16 protein-coding genes, 1 rRNA gene and 2 pseudogenes are annotated in these 21,464 nt (G+C 65.1%); 12 read left to right on the plus strand and 7 right to left on the minus strand.

Annotated elements, in window-relative coordinates:
* Nucleotides 1-96, plus strand: a 5S ribosomal RNA gene (rrf, locus tag AB5S05_RS08270); the annotation flags it as partial.
* A gap of 223 nt (nt 97-319) precedes the next feature.
* On the opposite strand, the gene AB5S05_RS08275 is transcribed toward rrf, so the two are convergent.
* The 3 genes from AB5S05_RS08275 to AB5S05_RS08285 are packed head-to-tail and all read right to left on the minus strand — an operon-like array spanning nt 320 to nt 3,516.
* Nucleotides 320-664, minus strand: coding sequence for a YdbL family probable chaperone protein (locus AB5S05_RS08275; RefSeq protein WP_369287031.1), 345 nt, complete (start codon nt 662-664; stop codon nt 320-322).
* 11 nt (nt 665-675) lie between these two features.
* Nucleotides 676-867, minus strand: coding sequence for a YnbE family lipoprotein (locus AB5S05_RS08280; RefSeq protein WP_369287032.1), 192 nt, complete (start codon nt 865-867; stop codon nt 676-678).
* A gap of 12 nt (nt 868-879) precedes the next feature.
* Complete coding sequence (locus AB5S05_RS08285; protein WP_369287033.1) at nt 880-3,516, minus strand: intermembrane phospholipid transport YdbH family protein; 2,637 nt, start codon at nt 3,514-3,516, stop codon at nt 880-882.
* Between the two features lie 131 nt (nt 3,517-3,647).
* Here AB5S05_RS08285 and AB5S05_RS08290 point away from each other — a divergent pair, with 131 nt between their 5' ends.
* The 4 genes and pseudogenes from AB5S05_RS08290 to AB5S05_RS08305 all read left to right on the plus strand — a co-directional run bounded on the left by AB5S05_RS08290 (nt 3,648) and on the right by AB5S05_RS08305 (nt 7,286).
* Entirely contained in the window at nt 3,648-4,016 is a 369-nt protein-coding gene (locus AB5S05_RS08290) for an MbcA/ParS/Xre antitoxin family protein (protein ID WP_369287034.1), read from the plus strand.
* A 121-nt stretch (nt 4,017-4,137) separates the two neighbouring features.
* On the plus strand, nt 4,138-4,890 hold the full coding sequence (locus AB5S05_RS08295) for an RES family NAD+ phosphorylase (protein WP_369287035.1): 753 nt from the start codon (nt 4,138-4,140) through the stop codon (nt 4,888-4,890).
* A 538-nt stretch (nt 4,891-5,428) separates the two neighbouring features.
* Nucleotides 5,429-5,671, plus strand: a pseudogene (locus AB5S05_RS08300) (sel1 repeat family protein); the annotation flags it as partial.
* A gap of 253 nt (nt 5,672-5,924) precedes the next feature.
* On the plus strand, nt 5,925-7,286 hold the full coding sequence (locus AB5S05_RS08305) for a DNA recombination protein RmuC (protein WP_369287219.1): 1,362 nt from the start codon (nt 5,925-5,927) through the stop codon (nt 7,284-7,286).
* Here the strand turns inward: AB5S05_RS08305 and AB5S05_RS08310 are convergent.
* Both AB5S05_RS08310 and AB5S05_RS08315 read right to left on the minus strand, forming a co-directional pair.
* Nucleotides 7,283-8,548 (minus strand): MgtC/SapB family protein, encoded by a 1,266-nt coding sequence (locus AB5S05_RS08310; protein ID WP_369287036.1) that lies wholly within the window; start codon nt 8,546-8,548, stop codon nt 7,283-7,285. The genes AB5S05_RS08305 and AB5S05_RS08310 overlap by 4 nt on opposite strands.
* Before the next feature lie 103 nt (nt 8,549-8,651).
* Nucleotides 8,652-12,134: a hybrid sensor histidine kinase/response regulator gene (locus AB5S05_RS08315; RefSeq protein WP_369287037.1), complete on the minus strand. Its 3,483-nt coding sequence runs from the start codon at nt 12,132-12,134 to the stop codon at nt 8,652-8,654.
* Nucleotides 12,135-12,366: 232 nt separating this feature from the next.
* Here AB5S05_RS08315 and AB5S05_RS08320 point away from each other — a divergent pair, with 232 nt between their 5' ends.
* The 6 genes and pseudogenes from AB5S05_RS08320 to AB5S05_RS08345 form a co-directional block, all read left to right on the plus strand.
* A complete protein-coding gene (locus AB5S05_RS08320) occupies nt 12,367-12,936 on the plus strand; it encodes a GNAT family N-acetyltransferase (RefSeq protein ID WP_369287038.1) in 570 nt (189 codons plus the stop codon).
* 3 nt (nt 12,937-12,939) lie between these two features.
* The gene (locus tag AB5S05_RS08325) at nt 12,940-13,770 is read left to right on the plus strand and encodes an AraC family transcriptional regulator (protein WP_369287039.1); all 831 of its coding nucleotides are present in this window, start codon (nt 12,940-12,942) and stop codon (nt 13,768-13,770) included.
* A gap of 138 nt (nt 13,771-13,908) precedes the next feature.
* Complete coding sequence (locus AB5S05_RS08330) at nt 13,909-14,622, plus strand: AzlC family ABC transporter permease (protein ID WP_369287040.1); 714 nt, start codon at nt 13,909-13,911, stop codon at nt 14,620-14,622.
* Nucleotides 14,622-14,951, plus strand: a complete 330-nt coding sequence (locus tag AB5S05_RS08335) for an AzlD domain-containing protein (RefSeq protein ID WP_369287041.1) — start codon at nt 14,622-14,624, stop codon at nt 14,949-14,951. The genes AB5S05_RS08330 and AB5S05_RS08335 overlap by 1 nt, the downstream gene beginning before the upstream one ends.
* Nucleotides 14,952-15,064: 113 nt before the next feature.
* Entirely contained in the window at nt 15,065-16,942 is a 1,878-nt protein-coding gene (locus AB5S05_RS08340) for an MFS transporter (RefSeq protein ID WP_369287042.1), read from the plus strand.
* 19 nt (nt 16,943-16,961) lie between these two features.
* Nucleotides 16,962-17,159, plus strand: a pseudogene (locus AB5S05_RS08345) (hypothetical protein); the annotation flags it as partial.
* Here AB5S05_RS08345 and gspD read toward each other — a convergent pair.
* Together gspD and AB5S05_RS08355 are read right to left on the minus strand one after the other, a co-directional pair.
* The gene (gene gspD / locus AB5S05_RS08350) at nt 17,153-19,081 is read right to left on the minus strand and encodes a type II secretion system secretin GspD (protein WP_369287043.1); all 1,929 of its coding nucleotides are present in this window, start codon (nt 19,079-19,081) and stop codon (nt 17,153-17,155) included. The pseudogene AB5S05_RS08345 and the gene gspD overlap by 7 nt on opposite strands.
* 4 nt (nt 19,082-19,085) lie before the next feature.
* Nucleotides 19,086-19,730 (minus strand): type II secretion system protein N, encoded by a 645-nt coding sequence (locus AB5S05_RS08355; RefSeq protein WP_369287044.1) that lies wholly within the window; start codon nt 19,728-19,730, stop codon nt 19,086-19,088.
* 244 nt (nt 19,731-19,974) lie between these two features.
* Between AB5S05_RS08355 and gspE the strand changes: the two genes are divergently transcribed.
* Nucleotides 19,975-21,462 carry a type II secretion system ATPase GspE gene (gene gspE / locus AB5S05_RS08360; protein ID WP_369287045.1) on the plus strand — a complete coding sequence of 496 codons (1,488 nt, stop codon included), beginning with the start codon at nt 19,975-19,977 and terminating at the stop codon, nt 21,460-21,462.
* Nucleotides 21,463-21,464: the final 2 nt, after the last annotated feature.

The following is a 21,464-nucleotide window of genomic DNA, read 5'->3' on the forward strand; positions in this document are numbered from 1 at the left end:
GGAACCACCTGATCCCATCCCGAACTCAGTAGTGAAACGATTCATCGCCGATGGTAGTGTGGGGTCTCCCCATGTGAGAGTAGGTCATCGTCAAGCTTCTAAAACCAAACCCCCCAGCCGCTAACGCGGCTGGGGGGTTTGTCTTTGTGCCCTGAAAAATGGGTTTACCTAAAGGGTTTCGGGGCCAACCAAGCGTGGCGTTGGCAATGACCTGCATCATTTGGCTATCTCTGGGTCCGGTCAGGCGCCTCGGATGAGACATATCCGCTGGACTGCAGGGGGATTAAGGGGCGAGAGGGCCACCTTTGAAAAGGTCTCGTTACTTTCGGCGCCACTGTCCCTGCCATTGGATATATTGCCCGGGCGGAGTTTTCTCGATGGCTTTCTTACCGGCTATAGCTTCCACGTCGCTGAGTTTGATGCCGTTTTGCTCGGCCAGTCGTTGATACTCGGCGCGTCGGGCCTGGTTGATCAGGCGTGCAATCTCATCGACATTGGCTCCAGCTCTGACGACGCCGACATACCCATTGGACATTTCGCCGATTTGGCCGCTGGCCTTGGCATCCCCCAGAGCGGACATGGCTTCGTTGAGGTTAAGGGCGAGGGCTGGGAGGCTCAGGCTTAGCAGCAGTAGCAAGCTGGCGATGCTTCTATGCAGGGTCATTGTCTTGCTCCTCAAAACAGTCCGCTGGACTCACTGAACATGCTGTCCAGCGCCTTGTCCACCTTGATATAGATTTCGTGCTCGATCTTCACGTTGAGGTTGATGTTGATCGGCTCTTTGGGGGCTGCCATTTGTATTGTTGGGGTGCAGGCAGTGCTCAGCAAGGCCAGCATTAGAGCAGCTAAACAGCGTTGTGAGCACATAGGGCATCCTCCTTAGGGCTCCTCGGGCGCGGCCGGGGTGGAGCGTTGCAGCAGGCGCTGCTGGACTCGCAGCTTGATTGTCTCATTCACCTTATCGGTCAATTGCAGGCTGGCCAATAGGCTGGGGATGTCTTCCTCAAGATTGACGTTGAGATGAATGGGGCGGCCTTGTTCGATTGTTGGATTCTGGCCTTCCAGGCGAAGCGCTAGGTTCAGTTTTCCTTCTGGATGGTAGTCGACTTGGCTGCTGAGTGTCGCAAAGCGGAAGTCCTGGAGAGATTGGGCAACCAGTCGCATGGTCGGGTTGCTTTGGCCTAGTGCACGGATGCGCTCTGAGTCGAAGCGAAGCCTCCCGCCGGGAGGGCGTGCGTATACCTGGCCGTGGTCAATGGCAATCCCGTTTGCACTCAGTCGCAACGGTAGGCGACCGTCGAGGGTGCCGCTGCCGGCCAGCCCTTCGGCCGGGTAGATGTTGAAAAGTCGCGTGAGTTGAAGACCTTGCAGTTCCAGTGGAAAGAGCAGAATGGGCTCGGCGAGATCCCATTGCTTTGCGCCGAGACGGACTTTGCCGCCCAATACGGCGGCCTCGGCTTGCCGCACCAGCAACCTGCCCAGGCGCGGTCGTATAGTCGAGGCCTGATAGCGGCCATTCAGCTGTAGCGGGCCAAAGGGAATGCCGGGGTTGGCTTGTTCGAGGTCGAGTTGGGCGAGCTCAACACTCAGCCGCCTCTGATCCAGGCTGAGTCGTAGCTGAGTATTCAGGCCGCTAAATTCGGTGCGGTCATAGATCCCGCTGATGCCCTTGCCGGTTAGGTCCAGTTGGATCGCTGGCGGTTGGCCAATGGCTGCCAGATCCAAGCGAGCACTGGCGTTTAGGCGGCCATTGCTGAGGTCGAGCAGTGCTGGCCAGTTGGTGAAGGTTTGGCGCAAAGGATTGCCGGCGCGGAGGAACAGCTCTTCCAGGCGAGCGGTCACGTGCAGGCGCTGATCCATTCTCAGGTGGGCCTGCACCATCAGTTGCAGCGACGTGTCCGTCGACAGGCGACCGTCAAGCGCTACATGGTCCTGGTCAGCGTCGAACTTGCCGCGCCACTTCCAGCCTTGGGGCTGCAGCGCGGCATGTTCCAGGCGTTCAGTTCTGATGCCGGTCTGGCCCGCCGCTTGCCAGGCAATCGCGCTGCCCTCCGGCCATTGTGCGATCAGGTGAGTGCCTTGCAGTTCACCGCTCAGTCCTAGCAGGTGCAGGTCGCCGTTTTGCAGGTCGCCAGCTTCCAGCGTGGACCCCGTGGCGAGATCCAGTCTGAGTTGCTCGCTGTCCAGATGGGCACTCAGTCGCAGCTTCGCCTTCAGGTCGTGGGCTTTCCAGTCATATAGCGTTAGCTGCTCGCTGGTCGCGGTTAGCGTGGCATCCTCCAGCTCTACGGCCCAGGGGGGGGCGTTCGCCACGGCAGCTTTGCCCTGAAGATCGAAGCGGACTGGGCCAAGGCTGCTCAACTCAATGGCCAGGGGTAGGGCGCGCCCAGTGAGGCTGCTTGGTACTGCAGTGAGCGGGCCGCTCGACTGCATGCGCAACCTCAGGACGTCCGCTCGCAAGGGCGGAGGTAGGGCATTCAGCCAGGCCGTAGAAGTCGGCTGCAGCTGCAGGTCGCCTTCTAGCCGTTCCGCGAACCATTCTCCGGCGGTCGCGTGGACGGCAAGCGCCAGTTGGCCTTGCACCCGGCCAATGCCAGGGATTGACCAGGGCTCGGAAAGTGAGACGCGGGCTTCAATATCGCCGCTGGCGTTCTGCAGGTTGCCCAGGTCCAGTGAGCCGGGGGCTAGTCGCAATCGCCAGGTGGCTGCCACCGTTGCCGCGCTCGGGGCGGGGGGCGGCGGAGGACTGGTGGAGGGTAGCCATTGCTCGAGCCAGCGGTGCAGAGCCATGGCTTGGCTCAAGTCGGGGGCTGCCAGCTCTGCGAGCCACAGGGTTTCCTTCGCGCTGCTTATCAAGCTGCTGTCTAGGCGCAGTTGCTGTTGGCCATTGACGGCCAGCGTCATCTGTACAGCCAGTGCGTCTGGCGGGCCCTGAACCTGAGCGCGCCAACTCAGCTGGTCATCACCCTCCAGGTCGAGCTGCGCCTCAAGGCCTGCTGGCGTGCGGGCGTTACCGAGCATCCGCAGTGTGCCTTGCAGGGAGCAGCGACCCCTTGCGCAGGGCAACTCGGCGAGCAATTGGTCAATCTGCAGGCGTTGCGGCAGCATGCTCAGGTAGCTGCTCAGGTAGCTGCTCAGGGCCTGTAGGTCTGCCGAGATGTTGGAGGGGGCGGCAGGCTGACGTTCGGCAACGGGGCGCCAGTCCAGAGCGAGTCGAGCAATCTGCATGTCCTGCCAGAACGGCGGGGACGGCCCGAATGCGCGCCAGCCCAGCTGCAGGCCTTCGGCCTCGAGGCGCAGGCTGCCTTGAGCGTCTTGTCTCAGCAGGCTCAGGTGGGCCAGGCGAATACCATTGAGCGCGATACTCGCACCTTGCCAATCGATTTGGCGGATATGCTGCTGGGCCACTAGCCGAGTCCAGCTGAAGTAGCCGTATCCACCTAGCAGTAGCAGCAGTGCCAGCAAGCCGAGGGTTCGCAGCCAGGTTCGCCGGCCGTTCATGATGGGCGCGTCCATTGCAGGGCTTTGGGTTGTTGTTGGGACGTTACCCCATGAGCCTCCAGCTGCCAATCTGGATATTCGCTGATTTGTGTGAATGCATCGTATGGATGTATATTTGATGCAAAATCACGCTGAGGGCGCCCGTCATGAGTGCACTTGTTCGACCGCTTGCCGACGCCGATGCGGTGCTGGCCAAGGCCCTGCTCAACACCCGCGAACAGCTCGGGCTGACGCAGCAGGAACTGGCGGACATCGTCGGTGTGCATCGCACGGCGATTAGTCGCTGGGCCGACAGCGGCTTGCGTCCGCAGAGCAAGACCGGTGAGTTGGCGTTGCTGCTGATTCGCATCTATCGCGCGTTGTTCGCCTTGTTTGGCGGCAACCTGCAGGACATGCGGCATTTCTTGCGCACGGAAAACCAGCATCTGGCCGGCGTGCCATTGGTGATGATGGGGCAGGTGCAGGGCTTGGTCCATGTGCTGGAATATCTGGATGCGATCCGTGGCAAGAGCTAAGCACCGACCGGTTTTGGCCCTGACGGCTCGGGGGCAGGTTTGCATTTCGGGCGTTTTTATGGGGCGCGCGGATATTTTCCGGGCGACGACGGACGACTCAGAATAAGAAGGAGCAGCCGCCATGGATATCTGGCAAGAGTGCTGCGGTTCGCAACAGATCAAGCCGCTGCGTGGGCGCCTGGTGCGGGTGGTCGAGAGCCAGGAGCAGGTCGCCACCCTGCAGTTGGTGGATAACCTTGCCGAGCAGTCGCTGTTGGAGGAATTGCTGGAGACCAGCAAGCCGCCATTGCCGCAGAGCGCCGAGCCTCTGCATTACCTATTGAAGACCCCGTTTCGCTACCCGCCGCTGCGCTGGGGCTCGCGTTTCGGCACGCGCCTGGAGCCCAGTCTGTTCTATGCCGCCCTGCATCTGGACACGGCGATGGCAGAAGCGGCCTACTACCGTTTCGTGCTCTGGAGCGGCATGCTCAGCCCGCCGCCGAGCGGGCGCATCGTGTCCGAGCATGCGTCCTTCGAGGCGCGTTACCAGGTCGCCCGCGGCATCCAGTTGCACGCCGCACCGTTCAGCAGGTTCGAGCAGGTGTTGAGTCACCTCAGTGACTATCGGCCGACTCAGGCGCTGGGTGCGGCGATGCGCCGGGACGGGGTGGAGGCCTTCGAGTACCGCTCAGCCCGGTGCCCGCAAGGCGGCAGCAACGTGGCCCTGTATACCCCGCAGGCGCTGACGGAGAAGCGCCCGCGCAACCTGGTCCACTGGCTGTGCGAGACAACGGCCGCTTACGTGGCATTCAAGAATGCCCAGGCGCCGGACAAGCTACGGGTTTTCCATTGGGAAGCATTTCTGCAGGAAGGACAGCTGCCGCTGCCGGCCTGAGCGAGTCCGTTACCGGGTGCGTTTTGTTGTCGCAGTCGTTGTGGTAGCAGTCTCTGGCCTGCACAGCCAGGGCGGTGCAATCGCGCTTGTAAACGCTATCTGAGGCCTGTTAGACGGGGTAAATGCCCGCAATTAGGGCGATGCGGGCAGCAAGCGTGCAGACTTGTGCACAATTGCGATGCGTCATGTCAAGGCGGAATTTGTGATTGCCCTAAGCGCTTGATTCTCCGTGGTGATTTTTTAAGTCAATGAAAAATATGGTTTTTTTTAGATGGTGAAAAAAGCACCAGTTTAACTGCAGGCCCCATACCATCGACGCTAGGGCGTGTTTGACTCAGGTTGTCCACTGAGTTATCCACAGCTTCTGTGGATTGTCTCGGGCACCGCCTCTAGCTCGCCGGTGGCGGCTGGTTTCAGGGCTTTACCTGGCAAATAAAAAGAGTACAGTGGCGCGCTTTTCCGCATATCCCTATTGCTCATGCCCCGCGCCTACTCGTCCTTGTCGACCCCAAGCTCATCCCAGCAATCTCGCCTGCCGATGCGCATCGCCCTCTGGTTGCTGGATAGCCCGCGCCTGGGCCGCGCCTCCAGCGTCAAGCGCTTTGCCGGTCGCTTGCTCAAGCAGCCTGCTCGTCGCGGCGTGGTCTTGGCGCAGAGCCGCCTGGGTCAATTGCTTTGCCGCGATTGTGGCAATAATCGCGACAGGCGTATCGGTCATGAGTTGCTCCGCCAAGCTGCCCGTGCCGGCGACAGTCGGGCACAGCTGGAGTTGGCCCGGTTGGACGGCCCGGCAGGCCGCAAGCAACGCCCTCGGGCGTGACAGCAGCAGCTGCCCTGTAGCCGGCTCAGGCGTCCGCCTGGGCGGCGCCTGTCGCTATACTGGCCGCCAAAGGCCCGCGGAGCTGTTTATGCCATTTGATCTGCCTTCTTTGCTGCCAGCATTGCTGCTGGGGTTTGCTGCCTCGGGTGTCCCTCTGTCGCTGCTGGCCTGGTCTCAGCAGCGGCGTGTCGCCAGGCTGCGCCTGGAGGCCGGCCTGTTGCAGGAGCGCCTTAACGGTGCGTATCAGATGCAGACCGGTGTCGCCGAACAACTCGAGTCTTGCCGCCTGGAGCTTGCCGACATCAGCGAGATCAAGGCCGACCAGCAGGCCGAGCTGGCCGCGCTGCGGCGCGAGGCCGAGCTGCTTCAGCATGAGCGGCAGATCGCTCGCGAATCGGCGCAGGCCTGGCAGCTGCAGCGCGACCAGCAGGAGGCCGAATTGCGCCGACTGGGGGCGGAAAAGGCGGCACTGAGCGCCGAGTTGCGTGAGCAACAAGACAGTCATCAGCAACGCCTGCAAGACCTGCAAGGTTCGCGTGATGAATTGCGTGCGCAGTTCGCCGAGCTGGCCGGGAAGATCTTCGACGAGCGCGAGCAGCGATTCGCCGAAACCAGTCAGCAGCAACTCGGCCAGTTGCTCGATCCACTCAAGGAACGCATCCAGGCATTCGAGAAGCGTGTCGAGGACAGCTATCAGCAGGAGGCGCGCGAGCGCTTCTCGCTGGGCAAGGAACTGCAGCGTCTGCAGCAGCTCAACCAGCGCCTGGGCGACGAGGCGACCAACCTGACCCGCGCCCTCAAAGGCCAGAAAACCCAGGGCAACTGGGGGGAACTGGTGCTGGAACGGGTGCTGGAGCATGCCGGGCTGGAGAAAGGCCGCGAGTACCAGACCCAGGTCAGCCTGAAAAGCGCCGATGGCGAGCGATTCCAGCCGGACGTACTGATCCAGTTACCGGGGGACAAGCAGGTGGTGGTCGACGCCAAGGTCAGCCTGACCGCCTACCAGCAGTTCATCGCCGCCGAGGACGAGGCAAGCCGTCAGCAGGCCCTCAAGCAGCACGTGCTATCGCTGCGTGGTCATCTCAAGGGCTTGTCGCGCAAGGACTACCAGCGTCTGGAGGGGCTGCACAGCCTGGATTTCGTCCTGCTCTTCGTGCCGATCGAGGCGGCATTCGCCGCCGCTCTGCAAGCCGATCCGAGCCTGTTTCAGGAGGCCTTCGAGCAGCACATCGTGATTGTCAGTCCAACGACCCTGCTTGCCACGCTGCGGGTCATCGACAGCCTCTGGCGTCAGGAGCGGCAGAGCCAGAATGCGCGCGAGATCGCCGAGCGCGCCGGGGCCTTGTATGACAAGTTCGTGGCCTTCATTCAGGACCTCGACGAGGTCGGCGCGCGGCTGCAGCAGCTGGACAAGGCCTATGCCGGCGCGCGCAACAAGCTCTGCGACGGCCGCGGCAATATCGTCGGCCGGGTGGAGAATCTCAAGCTGCTCGGTGCCCGGGCCAGCAAGAGTCTGCCGGCGGACCTGCTGGAGCGGGCCGCCGGTCTGCCGGTGTTGGACGAAACGACGCCTTAGCCCGCCTGGACCAGCAGCAGGGCCGCCAGCCCGGCCAGCAGGCCCGCGACCATCACCGGCAGGGTGCGTACTGCCAGCTGACGGCCGCCGATAACCGCGATCAGCAGGCCCTTGACCAGGCTGTTGCTCAAGGCCGCGATGACGATGCCGCGCACCGCCACCTGGGCATCCATCTCGCGCTGGGCGCTGTGTGCCAGCGACAGGGTGATGGCATCGACATCGGCAAGTCCGGAAACCAGCGCCACCAGGTAGACGCCGACATCGCCCAGCCCGCGGCGTGCCGCCTCGACGACGAACAGGATGAACACCAGCAGGGCCGCGAAGCGCAGTGCCGGGCTCAGTTCGAACGGGTTTTTCAGCGGTGGCTCGGCGGCCTCCTCGGCCTTGCTGTCGGCCAGTCGCAGATACACCAGGGCCCCGCCGGCATACACCAGGGCGGCCATGCCCAGCGGCCAGAGCAGCGGTGGCAGCAGCGTGCGGTTGACCAGGCCGACCTCCAGCAGCACGCGCGGGAACATCAGCGCGGAGGTGCTCAGCAGGCCACAGGCCAGCAGATCCTGCAGCTGGTGGCGTCGACCGAGGCGGGCGAGGGTGATGGTCGTGGCCGTGGAGGAGACGATACCGCCCAGTAGCGCGGTGATCAGCAAACCGTGGCGGGTGCCGACCAGGCGAATCGCCATATAGGCGGCGAAGCCGAGGCCGGCGATCAGTACCACCATCCACCAAGTGATATAGGGATTGAATACCTGCCAGGGACCATAGGCCTGGTTGGGCAGGGCCGGCAGCATGACCAGGGAGATGAACAGCAGCTTGAGCGCGCCCAACAGTTCGCGCTCGCTGAGCTGTTGCAGCGAGCCGTGCATCGCTCGCTTGAGGCTCAGCAGCAGCGCCACCGCCACGGCGCCGGCGGCGGCCAGCGGGGTATACCCGGCCACTGCCAGGCTGCCAAGCAGGAAGGTGATCAACTGGGCCACCTTGCTGGTCATGCCCAGGTCGTTGTGCTGTTCCAGTTCGATCACATAGGAGGTGATCACCAGTGCGGCGAAGCCGGCGAAGACCACCGCCCAGGCCGTCACGCCGAAGTGCTCGCCGAGCAGTTCGGCGAAGCCGCCCAGCAGGCCGCTGAGGGCGAAGGTGCGTATGCCGGCGGCGCGGCCGCCCTCCTCGAGGTTGCGCTGCTGCCAACCGCGCTCGGTGCCGATCAGCAGGCCGACTGCCAGGGCGCTGGCGAAATTCAACAGGGTATCCAGGGCCTCGGGCATGGCACATCCTTGAGGGTAACTACTCAGCCAGTCTAGCCAGCTATGACGCCATGGCCTTGCGCCCGGTCAGCAGTTGCGGCGAATAGGCCGCTGCGCTGCCCGCTCAGCGCAGCCTCAGGTGACGGCTGAGCAGGGCGCGCAAGGCCGCGGGCTTGACCGGTTTGGCCAGGTAGTCGAGGCCGGCGGCGTGCACGGCGTCGATCAGTTCGGGGCGGCCATCGGCGCTGATTACCACGCCCGGCACCGGCTCACCCAGGCGGGTACGCAGCCAGGCCATCAGCTCGGTACCGGTTTCGCCCTCGTCCAGGTGATAGTCGACCAGGGCGACATGCGGGCGCACGTCCTCGCTGAGCAGGTGCTCGCACTCCAGCCGGTTGCGCGCGGTCCACACCTGGCAGCCCCAGCGCGACAGCAGGCTGTGCATGCCGGTGAGAATGCTGTCCTCGTTGTCGATGCACAGCACCTGGCTGCCGGCCAGCAGCTGGCCATTGAGCTCGGCAGCGGCCGCCGCGGGCTTGGCTTGCGGCGTGCGAGCCAGGGGCACGGTGACGCTGAAGACGCTGCCCTTGCCCGGCCAGGAACGTACTTCCAGCTTGTGCTCGAGCACCCGGCACAGACCGTCGGCGATCGCCAGGCCCAGCCCGAGCCCCTTTTCGGCGCGGGTCTGGTGGCTGTCCAGGCGCTTGAACTCCTCGAAGATGACCTTGCGCTTGTCCTCCGCAATGCCGGGGCCGCGGTCCCATACCTCCAGGCGCAACTGGCCGGCCTGGCGGCGCACGCCGAGCAGCACGCGGCCCTTGGCGTAGCGGAAGGCGTTGGTGAGGAAGTTCTGCAGCACCCGACGCAGCAGCTTGATGTCGCTGTCCACGCGCAGGCGGCTGCCGCGCAGGCGGAAGTCGACGCCCTGCTGGGCCGCCAGCACCTTGAACTCGGCGCCCAGGGTGTCGAACAGGCTGTCGAGGACGAAGGCGTTGCGATCCGGGGTGATGCGCCCGTTCTCCAGGCGCGAGATATCCAGCAGGTCGCTGATCAGGTCTTCCGCCGAGCGCAGCGAGCTGTCCAGGTGACGCACCAACTCCCGGGCCTCGCGCGGCAGGGCGTCGTCCTGGTGGGAGAGGGCGGCGGAGAACAGCCGGGCGGCGTTGAGCGGCTGCATCAGGTCGTGGCTGACCGCGGCGAGGAAGCGGGTCTTCGACTGGTTGGCCGCCTCGGCCACGGCCTTGGCCTCGCTCAGGGCCTGGTTCAGTTGCGACAGTTCGCGGGTGCGTTCGGCCACCCGCTGTTCCAGGCCCTCGTTGACGTCCTTGAGTGCCTGCTCGGCTTCGCGGAACTCGGTGATGTCGGTGAAACTCATGACGAAGCCGCCGCCGGGCATGGGGTTGCCGATCAGCTCGATTACCCGGCCGTTGGGAAAGGTGCGCTCGTAGGTGTGCGGCGTGCCCTGACGCATCCAGTGCAGGCGCCGGGCGACGCTCTCTTCGATATCTATATCGCCCGCACCGAGCAGGCCGCGCTGGGCATTGAAGCGGATCAGCTCGGCAATCGGCCGGCCGACGTAGATGGTGCCTTCGGGGTAGTCGAACAGTTCGACGTAACGACGGTTCCAGGCCACCAGGCGCAGCGACTGGTCGACCACGCTGATGCCCTGGGTGATGTTCTCGATCGCGCCCTGCAGCAGGGCGCGGTTGAATTGCAGCACCTCGCTGGCCTCGTCGACGATGCGCACCACATCCTCGACCTGCATCTCCCGTCCCTCGATGGCCGCCTTGACCACCACCCGGGTCGAGGAGGCGCCGAGGACGCCGGCGAGCAGGCGCTCGGTGTGGGCGATCCACTCGCTGTTGGCCGGCTGATCGGGGTCGAAGCGTTGTCCCTGGCGGGCGGCGCAACGCAGAAAGCTCTGCCGCGCGCGCTCCTCGCCGACGAAGCGGCTGGCCAGCAGCAGCAGGTCCTCGACCTGCACCGCCAGCAGGCTGCGGCTGCTCGGCTTGGCGCCGAAATCGTGGCCGATGAAGCGTCCGGCCTGCCAGTGCTCGGAGACCCGCGTGCGCGAGAAGTAGGAGACCCAGGCGAACAGGATGAAGTTGCCGGCCAGCGACAGCACCACGCCACGGGTCAGGGCGTCGACCTCGACGCCGATGGGCAGGTAGAGCAGGCCCTGCAAGCCGGGAAAGCGCTCCAGCGGCCAGCCCAGGCTGCGCGCCACCAGCGGCAGTACCAGGCTGTAGAACCACAGCAGCGAACCGACGGCAAGGCCGGCGAACACCCCGCGGCGGTTGGCCTGCTTCCACATCAGGGCGCCGAACATCGCCGGCGCCAGCTGGGCGATGGCGGCGAAGGAGACCTGGCCGATGGTCGCCAGGCTGGCGTTGGAGCCGAGCAGGCGGTAGCACACATAGGCCAGCAGCAGGATCAGCACGATGCTCACCCGGCGCGCGGTGAGCATCCAGTAACGGAACGCCTCGAACGGCCGCTCGGTGTTCTTCCGGTGGAGCAGCCAGGGCAGCAGCATGTCGTTGGAGATCATGGTCGACAGCGCCACCGAGGCGACGATGACCATGCCGGTGGCCGCCGAGGCGCCGCCGATGAAGGCCGCCAGGGCCAGCGCCGGGTGGGCCTCGGCCAGCGGCAGGCTGATGACGAAGGAGTCCGGACTGATGCCGCTCGGCAGCAGCATCTGCCCGGCCAGGGCGATGGGCACCACGAACAGGGCGGCCAGCACCAGATACAGGGGGAAGACCCAGCGCGCCAGGCGCAGGTCCTGCGGCTCGATGTTTTCCACCACGGTCACGTGGAACTGCCGCGGCAGGCAGATGATGGCGATCATGGCCATGCCGGTCAGCGCCATCATCGCCGGCCAGTTGACCGTCTGCGCCCAAAACGCCTCGAGCTGGGGAGTCTGGCGGGCCTGTTCGAACAGGTCGCCGAAGCCGTTGTACAGGCCATAGGTGACGAAGGTGCCGATGGCGAGGAAGGCCAGCAGCTTGACCAGCGACTCGAAGGCGATCGCCAGGACCATGCCGCGGTGGTGCTCGGTGACATCCAGATTGCGGGTACCGAACAGGATGCTGAACAGGGCCAGCACCAGCGACACGATCAGCGCGGTGTCCTGGGCGCGAATGCCGTTGGCGTCGGCCCCGGCACCGATCAGCAGGTTGACCCCGAGGACGATACCCTTGAGCTGCAGGGCGATATAGGGCAGCACCCCGACCAGGCAGATCAGCGCCACCACGATGGCCAGGGCCTGGGACTTGCCGTAACGCGCGGCGATGAAGTCGGCGATGGAGGTGATGTTCTCCTCCTTGCTGATCATCACCATCTTCTGCAGCACCCAGGGGGCGAACAGCATCAGCAGGATCGGGCCCAGGTAAATCGGCAGGAACGACCAGAGCTGCTCGGCGGCCTGGCCGACCGCGCCGAAGAAGGTCCAACTGGTGCAGTAGACCGCCAGCGACAGGCTGTAGACCCAGGCGCGCATGCGCGGCGGCATGGGTGTGCGACGCCGGTCGCCATAGAAGGCGATGGCAAACAGGATGGCCATATAGATCAGGGCGACCGCCGCGATCAGCCCGCTGGACAACGACATGCACACTCCGACAGCAAAACAAATGGGGCCGCTGCGCTCCCGCCCCAAGGCCGGTCGGGCGCCCGGACAGAATCCTACGATACGCCATTAGTGTCGCAGCAAAGTAGGGCGCCGTCAGGCGCGACCAAGGTCGCAAAGGCCCTGCTGGCTCGGCCCGGGCCCTCGGGAATTGAGAACGCGACCTGGCCCTGTTAGCGTGGCACTTCTGCGTTCATGTCCGAAGAGGGGCTCCATGTTCAAGCCGCAACTGATCACCCTGCAACGCGGCGCGCTGCGCCTCGAGCCGATGCTCGATGGCGATATCCCGGCGTTGGTGGCCTTGGCCGAGGCCAACCGGCAGGAGTTGCGCTATATGAACGGTACCCTGCGCCTGGACTGGTACCGCCAGGGCTTGCTCGAGCAGCGTGAGGGCAAGGCGCTGCCCTTCGTCATCCGTCTCGGCGAGCAGCTGGTCGGCACCACCCGCTTCGGCGACTTCCTGCCGGCTCTGCCGGCCACCGAGATTGGCTGGACCTGGTTGGACCGTGCCCAGCACGGCACCGGGCTGAATACCATGGTCAAGTACCTGATGCTGCGGCACGCCTTCGAGAGTTGGCGGATGGTGCGCGTGCAGCTGAAGACCGCCGCCAGCAACGAGCGCTCGCAGCGCGCCATCGAGCGGCTCGGCGCGCGGCGCGAAGGGGTGTTGCGCAACCACCGCCGGCTGGCCGACGGGCGCCTGGATGACAGCGTGCTGTACAGCATCACCGACCAGGAATGGCCCGCGATCAAGCGGCAACTGGAGGCGCGCTTCAGCGCTTGAACCATGGCCCAGGATAGCGGTGATCAGACGCGCTTCTGGCAGTCCCGCGAGCTCGGCGGGGTCGAGTTGCTGCATGCTCATTATGTGGAACAGCGCTTCTCGCCGCATAGGCACGACAGCTTCGTCCTCGCGGTGATCGAGCAGGGCGCCCATCGCTTCCGTCATCTGGGCTGCGAGCATGTGGCCAGCACCGGCGGGATGATCCTGATCAACCCGGACGAGGTGCATTCCTGCTCCAGGGCCGGCGATGCCGGCTGGCACTATCGGGCCTTCTACCCACAGGTGGCGCAGGTCAAGGGCGCGCTGTCCGAGCTGGAGCTGGACGTGGACGGCCTGCCCGGTTTCTCCAGCAGCGTGCTGCAGGATCAGCAGCTGCACCAGATGTTCTCTCATCTGCATCGCCTGCTCGAAGGCCAGGCGAGCGCCTTGCAGCAGCAGACCGCCTGGCGCGAGGCGATGCTCCTGCTGTTCCAGCGTCATGCGCGGATTCCCCGGGCGCCGGCTCCGGGCCGAGAGCCACGCGCGGTGGCCCAGGCCAAGGAGCTGCTCAGCAGCCGGCTGGGCGAGCCGCCATCGCTGGAGCAACTGGCGGCGGCGGTCAACCTCTCGCCGTTTCACTTCGCCCGGGTGTTTCGCCGCGCCACCGGCCTGCCGCCGCACGCCTGGTTGCAGCAGCGCCGCCTGGAGCAGGCGCGCAGCTTGTTGCGGGGCGGCTGTACGCCGCTGAACGTCGCCATGCAGCTGGGCTTCGCCGACCAGAGCCACCTGACTCGCCAGTTCAAGCAGGTCTATGGGGTTGGCCCCGGCGAGTACCGCAAGGCCTGTGTAGGCTGATCGGTTGGCCGCTGAAGCTGGCCCGGGGCCGTCGCGAACGCTTGCGTGCGCCTGCTGGGCCGGGCGTGGACTGCGCAAGATCGTTCAAGACCGGTCGTCGAGGCGGCGCTAGGCTGTCGGGTCAGGAGGAGACTGTTCATGACCCGTTCACAAGAATTCACCCAGGGCGCCCGCGACATGTTGCCGATGCTGCTCGGCGCCATCCCGTTCGGCATCATCTTCGGCAGCCTGGCCGGGGCGGCCGGCCTGAGTACCTGGCAGACCCTCGGCATGTCGCTGCTGGTGTTCGCCGGCTCGGCCCAGTTCATCGCCATCAGCCTGCTCGGTATCGGCACCGGTCTCACGGTGTTGCTGCTGACCACCTTCGTCGTCAACCTGCGCCATGCCCTGTACAGCGCCAGCCTGCAACCCCATGTCCGCCATCTGCCCAAGCGCTGGCGCCTGCCGCTGGCCTTCTGGCTGACCGACGAGGCCTATGCGGTGGTCCAGCACCGTTATCTCGATACGGATATCTCGTCGAACAAACACTGGTATTACCTGGGCGCGGCGCTGGCCATGTACCTCAACTGGCAGCTGTGCACTTTGGTCGGTGTGCTGTTCGGTCAGAGCGTGCCGAATCTGGCGGCCTGGGGGCTGGATTTCGCCATGCTGGCGACCTTTATCGGCATAGTCGTGCCCATGCTGCGCAGCAGTCCGCAGGTCGCCGCGGCCCTGGTGGCCGGCGCGGTGGCGCTGGCCTGCCACGGGCTGCCGTACAAGCTCGGCCTGCTCGCCGCCGCCTTCAGTGGCATCCTGGTCGGGGTGCTGCTGGAGCGCCGCCAGCTCGAGGAACTGAGCGAGGAGGTGGCCTGATGAACAACTGGATTCTGATCCTGGGCATGCTGGCGATCACCTTTGCCATTCGCTACAGCTTCTTCGCCTTCCCCCATCTGCGCTTTCCGCCCCTGGCGCGCCAGGGCCTGCACTACGTACCGACCGCGGTGCTGACCGCCATCGTGGTGCCTGGCATGGTCATGCCCGATGGCCAGGACTGGGCCCTGCGCCTGGATAACGCCTACCTGCTGGCTGGGCTGGCGGCGATCGCCATCGCCGCGCTCAGCCGCCATCTGCTGGCCACCATCGGTGGCGGCCTGTTGGCGTTCTTCGTGCTGCGCTGGGCGTTGGGCCAGCTTCCCCTGTAGCGTTTTTTTGCATGAGGTGGGGCAAATTTCGTCCGTTACTGTGGCTTTGCCAGGGCGTCTTGCAGTCCAATGCTGGACGGCCCGCTCGGTCACAGCAGACAGGTACACGGACGATGACCCCACACTCGCAATTCACCCTGCTCGGTAAAAAGCGTTTTCTGCCGTTCTTTCTCACCCAGTTGCTCGGCGCCTTCAACGACAACATCTTCAAGCAGTCGCTGATCCTGGCGATTCTCTACAAGCTCAGCTCGGACACGGACAAGAGCCTGCTGGTCAACCTCTGCGCGCTGCTGTTCATCCTGCCGTTCTTCCTGTTCTCGGCGCTCGGCGGCCAGTTCGGCGAGAAGTTCGCCAAGGACGCGCTGATCCGCGCGATCAAGTTCGCCGAGATCCTGATCATGCTCGCCGGCGCCGCCGGGGTACTGCTCGACAGCTTGCCGTTGATGCTCGCGGTGCTGTTCTGCATGGGCACCCAGTCGGCGCTGTTCGGCCCGGTGAAGTACTCGATCCTGCCGCAGCACCTGCAGGAAGATGAGCTGATCGGCGGCAACGCCCTGGTGGAGATGGGCACCTTCCTGGCCATCCTCGCCGGCACCATCGGCGCCGGAGTGATCATGGCCAGCAGCGACTACGCGCACATCGTTGCCGGTTCGGTGGTCGTGGTGGCGGTCCTTGGCTACCTGGCCAGCCGCGCCATTCCCCGCGCCCACGCGGCCGTGCCGGAGCTGCCGCTGGACTGGAACATCTTCCGTCAGTCCTGGCGGATCATGCGCCTGGGCCTGAAGGAGCAGCCGCTTTCGGTGTCCCGTTCGCTGCTCGGCAACTCCTGGTTCTGGTTCCTCGGCGCGGTCTACCTGACCCAGATCCCGGCTTATGCCAAGGAGTGGCTGCACGGTGACGAAAGCGTGGTGACCCTGATCCTCACGGTGTTCTCGCTGGGCATCGGGCTCGGTTCGATGCTGTGCGAGCGACTCAGCGGGCACAAGGTGGAGATCGGCCTGGTGCCGTTCGGCTCGCTCGGCCTGACCCTGTTCGGCGTGCTGCTCTGGTGGCACTCCGGCGGCTTCGTCGAAGGCGCCGCGCCGCACGACTGGCTGGCGGTGCTGGGGCATGGCCAGGCCTGGTGGATCCTCGGCTCGATCCTCGGCATCGGCCTGTTCGGTGGCTTCTACATCGTGCCCCTGTACGCGCTGATCCAGGCGCGCACCGTGGAGACGGAGCGGGCGCGGGTGATCGCCGCCAACAACATCCTCAACGCGCTGTTCATGGTGATCTCGGCGATCGCCTCGATCCTCTTTCTCAGCGTCGCCGGACTGTCGATCCCGCAGCTGTTCCTGGTCGTCTCGCTGATGAACGTCGCGGTCAACAGCTACATCTTCAAGATCGTCCCCGAGTTCAGCATGCGCTTCCTAATCTGGTTGCTCGGTCACTCGATGTACCGGGTCGAACACAAGGGGCTGGACGCCATCCCCGAGCAGGGCGCGGCAGTGCTGGTGTGCAACCACGTGTCCTTCGTCGATGCCCTGCTGATCGGCGGCGCGGTACGCCGGCCGGTACGCTTCGTCATGTACTACAAGATCTACCGGCTGCCGGTGCTCAATTTCATCTTCCGCACCGCCGGGACAGTGCCGATTGCCGGGCGCAACGAGGACCTGCTGGTCTACGACGCGGCCTTCAAGAAGATCGCCGAGTACCTGCGCAACGGCGAGCTGGTGTGCATCTTCCCGGAGGGCAAGCTGACCACCGATGGCGAGATCAACGAGTTCAAGAATGGCATCGAGCGCATCCTCAAGGAAAACCCGGTGCCGGTGATTCCCATGGCGCTGCAGGGGTTGTGGGGCAGCTTCTTCAGTCGCGACCCGAACAAGGGGCTGTTCCGCCGGCTATGGTCGCGGATCGAGTTGGTGGCCGGGCAGCCGCTGAATCCTGAATGCGCCGATCGCCACGCCCTGCAGGCGCAGGTCGCCGAGCTGCGCGGCGACTGCCGCTGAAAGCGGCTGCAGCCGATTTCCAGCAACAGGAAGACGATTGTCGGAGTAGAGAAGCGCAATCGCCAGGTTGTTTCTGGATCACCGTCCAAGGCCATCAAGACCGAGGACGGTGAAGATCTCAACGACCTGCCACCCAGTGGATCGCAAGGCCGCTTCATCTAAGTGGACAGTAGTACGGCGCATGCCGGGGCTTTTTAGTTTCTCCCCTGGCTACTGACGCAGATCCACGGCCGGCGCCGCGGCGCGATCGAACAGATCGAGCGGCTCGCGCGGCAGGATGCCGGGGCGGTGGTCGTCGCCGGCGTCGCCGAGACGGCGGATATCGCTGTATTTCCTGCCCGACAGGACCGCCAGCCCAGCGCCGTCGCGAACCACGGTGGGGCGCAGGAAGACCATCAGGTTGCGCTTGATGTGGCTGTCCTTGCTCGAGCGGAACAGGCGACCAAGCAGGGGGATATCGCCGAGCAGCGGCACCTTGGAATCGGTCTGGGTGACATCGTCCTGGATCAGGCCGCCGAGCACGATGACCTGGCCGTCCTCGGCGAGAATGGTGCTCTTGATCGAGCGCTTGTTGGTGATCAGGTCGACCGCATTGACCCCCTGGCTGGTGGGGGCGATGGAGGATATCTCCTGCTCGATTTCCAGGCGCAGGCTGGCGCCCTCGTTGATATGCGGGGTGACCTTGAGGGTGACGCCGATGTCCTTGCGTTCGATGGTGGTGAAGGGGTTGTCGGCGCCCGAGGCGCTGGTGGTGAAGGAGCCGGTCTGGAAGGGCACGTTCTGGCCCACCAGAATTTCGGCTTTCTGGTTGTCCAGGGTCAGCAGACTGGGGGTCGACAGCAGGTTGCTGCGGGTGTTGGCCGACAGGGCGGTGATCAGCATGCCGAAGCTGTCGCTGCCCAGGCCGATGATGGCGCCGTCGGGCAGGCTGGCGGGCAGTTTGTCGTCCTGGATGGCCTGCAGCACCGTGCCGACCGACAGGCCGGTGCCGGCGAAATTGACTCCGCCGGCGCCACCCTTGCCGCCGCGGGCATCGATCGCCCACTGCACCCCCAGGGCGTCGCTGATGTCACCGGAAACTTCGACGATGGCGGCCTCGACCATGACCTGCGCGCGCGGCACATCGAGCTGGCGGACGATGTCTTCCAGGGTCGCCACCAGATCGGGTTCGGCCAGCAGCACCAGGGCGTTGAGGCTCTCGTCGGCGCGGATCAGGATGTTCTGCGGCTTGCCACTGGCCTCGCCGCCTTCCTGGGTCTTCAAGCCTTCGGAGATTTCCCCGAGGGTCTCGGCCAGGGCCTTGGCATCGTTATGGCGCAGGCGGATCACCCGGGTGTTGGCCGAGCGGCTGGTGGGGGTGTCCAGTGACTTGGCCAGGGCCATCAAGCGGGCGCGGGCCGCAGCCGGGCCGAGCAGAATCAGGCGATTGGTGCGCGCGTCGGCGATCACCTGGGTGCCGCTGCTGCCTTTGGCCTGGCCGCGGGTCTGGGCGCTGTTGAGAACTTCGGCGGCGTCCATGACCCAGGCGTGCTGCAGGTCGAGCACGCTGTAGTCGCGCTCGCCCTTCTGGTCGAGCTGGCGCAGCAGATCTTCGATACGCGCGATATTGGCACTGCGGTCGCTGATGATGATGGCGTTGGCCGAGGCCACGGCGGCCAGGTGGCCGTACTGCGGCACCAGTGGCCGGATCAGCGGGATCAGTTCGTTGGCCGAACCGTGCTGCACCTGGATCAGGCGGGTTTCCAGGCGATCGCCGCCTTGGCCCTGGCCGGCTTCGGCCTTGGCCTCGGCATTGGGCACGATGCGCGCCTGTTCGCCCTGGGTGATGACGCTGAAGCCGTGGGTGGCCATCACCGAGAGAAACAGCTGATAGACCTCGCTCAGGCTCAGTGGCGTGCTCGACACCACGCTAACCTGGCCCTTGACCCGCGGATCGACGACGAAGGTTTCGCCGGTGATCTGCGCGATTTGGTCGATGAAGTCGCGGATCTCCGCGCCCTTGAGGTTGATGGTCCAGCTTGCCTCCTGCTGCTGGGCGCTGGCGGCGGGGCTCGAGGGGGTGGCGTTGACAGGCAGCGGACCCAAGGTCAGGCCGGCTGCAAGCAGGGCGAGCGTGAAGCGCGAGAGGATCGGGGGCATTGGTTCAGTTGCTTTCCGTGAGCGGTTCGGTGGGCTCGGCGTCTGTCGGCAAGGCACCGACGGAGGCCATCTGGTCGCGCAGCGCTGCCATGCGCTCGCGCAGTTGCGCGAGGTTGTCGGCGTGCGCTTCGCCCTGGGTGTTCAGGGCGTCCGGGGTGAGGGTGGCGTCGGTATAGCTCGTGGCCTGAGCCTGGCTGGCGTTGTGCGCAAAGCCCAGGCTCAGGCGTTGTCCATTGCGTCGCAGTTCCACGTGATCGGCATAAACCGCCTCCAGGCGGATGGCGCCGGCCAGGGAGCTGCCGACCGGGTAGCGCTGGGCCTTGTGCTCCTGGCTGCGGATGATTGCGCTGGACTGAGCGGGATCGGCATGCACGAAGCTGCCCAGCAGCAGCAGGCCAAGATCGTCGGCAGGCGCCAACCGTTGTTCGGCGTGACTATCGCTTCCAAACAGGGTGGCCAGATGCTGGCCGGAGGTCGTTGGCAGCGACTGCGGGCTGTCTACCTGATCGATGCTGGCAGGGGCGCGCAGCAGGCGTAGCCAGTCTGCCGTTTGCCAGGCCAGGCTGAGGCTCATCGCCAGCAGCAGTGCGGCCCCGAGCAGGGCGATGGCGTATTGCTGCATCCAGCGTCGAACTGGCGAAAGGGGCACAGGCGTCACTCCAGTTCTTCTTGTTCTGCGGTGTGGGTCGCGCGCCGATCATAGGGGCTCGTTCGGCGTTTGCCAGTCACCCATTAGGGTGGTGCCCCTGCCTCGCCGCCGTGCTAAAGATGGCGCCGCTATTGCGAACGATGGCGGCACGCCGGTCTCCGGCAAGCGCGACTGCCATGGACAAGAAACGAGGCCGGACAGGCCTGCGTGCATGCGCCAACCCACTGTTTCAGGGCCAACCGGAATGAACGCTCCACTGCTGCAATTGCCATCGCGGCGCTTGCCCTTCGGCTTTGCCAAGCGCCACGGCGTGGTCTTGTTGAGCGACGCCGTGCCGCCCTGCCTGGCCCATCGGCCGTCGGTGGAGCTGGTGGCTTTGGCCGAGGCCCAGCGCTTTCTCGGTCAGCGCCTGGCGCTGCAGGAGTTGTCCCTGGAAGCTTTCGAGCAGGCCCTGGCCAAGGCCTATCAGCATGAGTCGGGGGCAATGCAGTTGGCCGAAGGCCTGGGCGGCAGCCTGGATCTGGCGGCCCTGGCCGAGCAGGTACCGGAAACCGAAGACCTGCTGGAGCAGGAGGACGACGCGCCTATCATTCGCCTGATCAACGCCATTCTTGGCGAGGCGATCAAGGAGGATGCCTCGGACATCCACCTGGAAACCTTCGAGAAGCGCCTGGTCGTGCGCTTTCGCGTCGACGGCATCTTGCGCGAGGTGCTCGAGCCCAAGCGCGAGCTGGCGGCGCTGCTGGTGTCGCGGATCAAGGTCATGGCGCGTCTGGACATCGCCGAGAAGCGCGTGCCCCAGGATGGGCGCATTTCCCTCAAGGTCGGCGGTCGCGAGGTGGACGTGCGGGTTTCCACCTTGCCCTCGGCCAACGGCGAGCGGGTGGTGCTACGCCTGCTCGACAAGCAGGCCGGGCGCCTGTCGCTGCAGCATCTGGGCATGTGCGCCCGCGACCGCCAGCTGATGGAGGCGACCGTGCGCAAGCCGCACGGCATCCTGCTGGTCACCGGCCCCACCGGTTCGGGCAAGACCACCACGCTGTACGCCAGCCTGGTCAGCCTCAACGACCGCACTCGCAATATCCTCACCGTCGAGGACCCGATCGAATACCACCTCGAGGGTATCGGCCAGACCCAGGTCAACCCCAAGGTCGACATGACCTTCGCCCGCGGCCTGCGCGCCATCCTGCGCCAGGACCCGGACGTGGTGATGGTCGGCGAGATCCGCGACAAGGAAACCGCCGAGATCGCCGTGCAGGCTTCCCTGACCGGCCACCTGGTGCTCTCGACCCTGCATACCAACAGTGCCATCGGTGCCATCACCCGCCTGGTCGACATGGGTGTCGAGCCCTTTCTGCTGTCGTCCTCCCTGCTCGGGGTGCTGGCCCAGCGCCTGGTGCGGGTGCTTTGCCCGAAGTGCAAGGAGGCCTACCGCGCCGATGCGGCCGAATGCGCCTTGCTCGGCGTGCCCCTCGCGCAGGCGCCGACCCTCTACCACGCGCGTGGTTGTGCCGAGTGCCATCAGCAGGGCTATCGCGGTCGCACCGGCATCTACGAGCTGGTGGTGTTCGATGAGCCGATGCGCGGCCTGATCCACAATGCCGCCTCCGAGCAGGAACTGACCCGCCATGCCCGCTCGCTCGGCCCCGGAATCCGCGCCGATGGCATGCGCAAGGTGCTGGAAGGCGCGACAACCGTCGAAGAAGTGCTGCGCGTGACCCGGGAAGAGTGAGT

Origin of the sequence: Pseudomonas zhanjiangensis (genome assembly GCF_041027545.1) — a bacterium.
In the GTDB taxonomy this organism is placed as follows: Bacteria; Pseudomonadota; Gammaproteobacteria; order Pseudomonadales; family Pseudomonadaceae; genus Aquipseudomonas; species Aquipseudomonas zhanjiangensis.

Excerpts from the sequence above, each read along its gene's own strand:
- AB5S05_RS08295 (WP_369287035.1), top strand. The coding sequence starts at position 4,138 with ATGGATATCTGGCAAGAGTGCTGCGGTTCGCAACAGATCAAGCCGCTG.
- AB5S05_RS08310 (WP_369287036.1), bottom strand. The coding sequence starts at position 8,548 with ATGCCCGAGGCCCTGGATACCCTGTTGAATTTCGCCAGCGCCCTGGCA.
- AB5S05_RS08320 (WP_369287038.1), top strand. The coding sequence starts at position 12,367 with ATGTTCAAGCCGCAACTGATCACCCTGCAACGCGGCGCGCTGCGCCTC.
- AB5S05_RS08340 (WP_369287042.1), top strand. The coding sequence starts at position 15,065 with ATGACCCCACACTCGCAATTCACCCTGCTCGGTAAAAAGCGTTTTCTG.
- AB5S05_RS08325 (WP_369287039.1), top strand. The coding sequence starts at position 12,940 with ATGGCCCAGGATAGCGGTGATCAGACGCGCTTCTGGCAGTCCCGCGAG.
- AB5S05_RS08290 (WP_369287034.1), top strand. The coding sequence starts at position 3,648 with ATGAGTGCACTTGTTCGACCGCTTGCCGACGCCGATGCGGTGCTGGCC.
- AB5S05_RS08275 (WP_369287031.1), bottom strand. The coding sequence starts at position 664 with ATGACCCTGCATAGAAGCATCGCCAGCTTGCTACTGCTGCTAAGCCTG.
- AB5S05_RS08315 (WP_369287037.1), bottom strand. The coding sequence starts at position 12,134 with ATGTCGTTGTCCAGCGGGCTGATCGCGGCGGTCGCCCTGATCTATATG.
- gspD (WP_369287043.1), bottom strand. The coding sequence starts at position 19,081 with ATGCCCCCGATCCTCTCGCGCTTCACGCTCGCCCTGCTTGCAGCCGGC.
- AB5S05_RS08335 (WP_369287041.1), top strand. The coding sequence starts at position 14,622 with ATGAACAACTGGATTCTGATCCTGGGCATGCTGGCGATCACCTTTGCC.
- AB5S05_RS08285 (WP_369287033.1), bottom strand. The coding sequence starts at position 3,516 with ATGGACGCGCCCATCATGAACGGCCGGCGAACCTGGCTGCGAACCCTC.
- AB5S05_RS08280 (WP_369287032.1), bottom strand. The coding sequence starts at position 867 with ATGTGCTCACAACGCTGTTTAGCTGCTCTAATGCTGGCCTTGCTGAGC.
- gspE (WP_369287045.1), top strand. The coding sequence starts at position 19,975 with ATGAACGCTCCACTGCTGCAATTGCCATCGCGGCGCTTGCCCTTCGGC.
- AB5S05_RS08330 (WP_369287040.1), top strand. The coding sequence starts at position 13,909 with ATGACCCGTTCACAAGAATTCACCCAGGGCGCCCGCGACATGTTGCCG.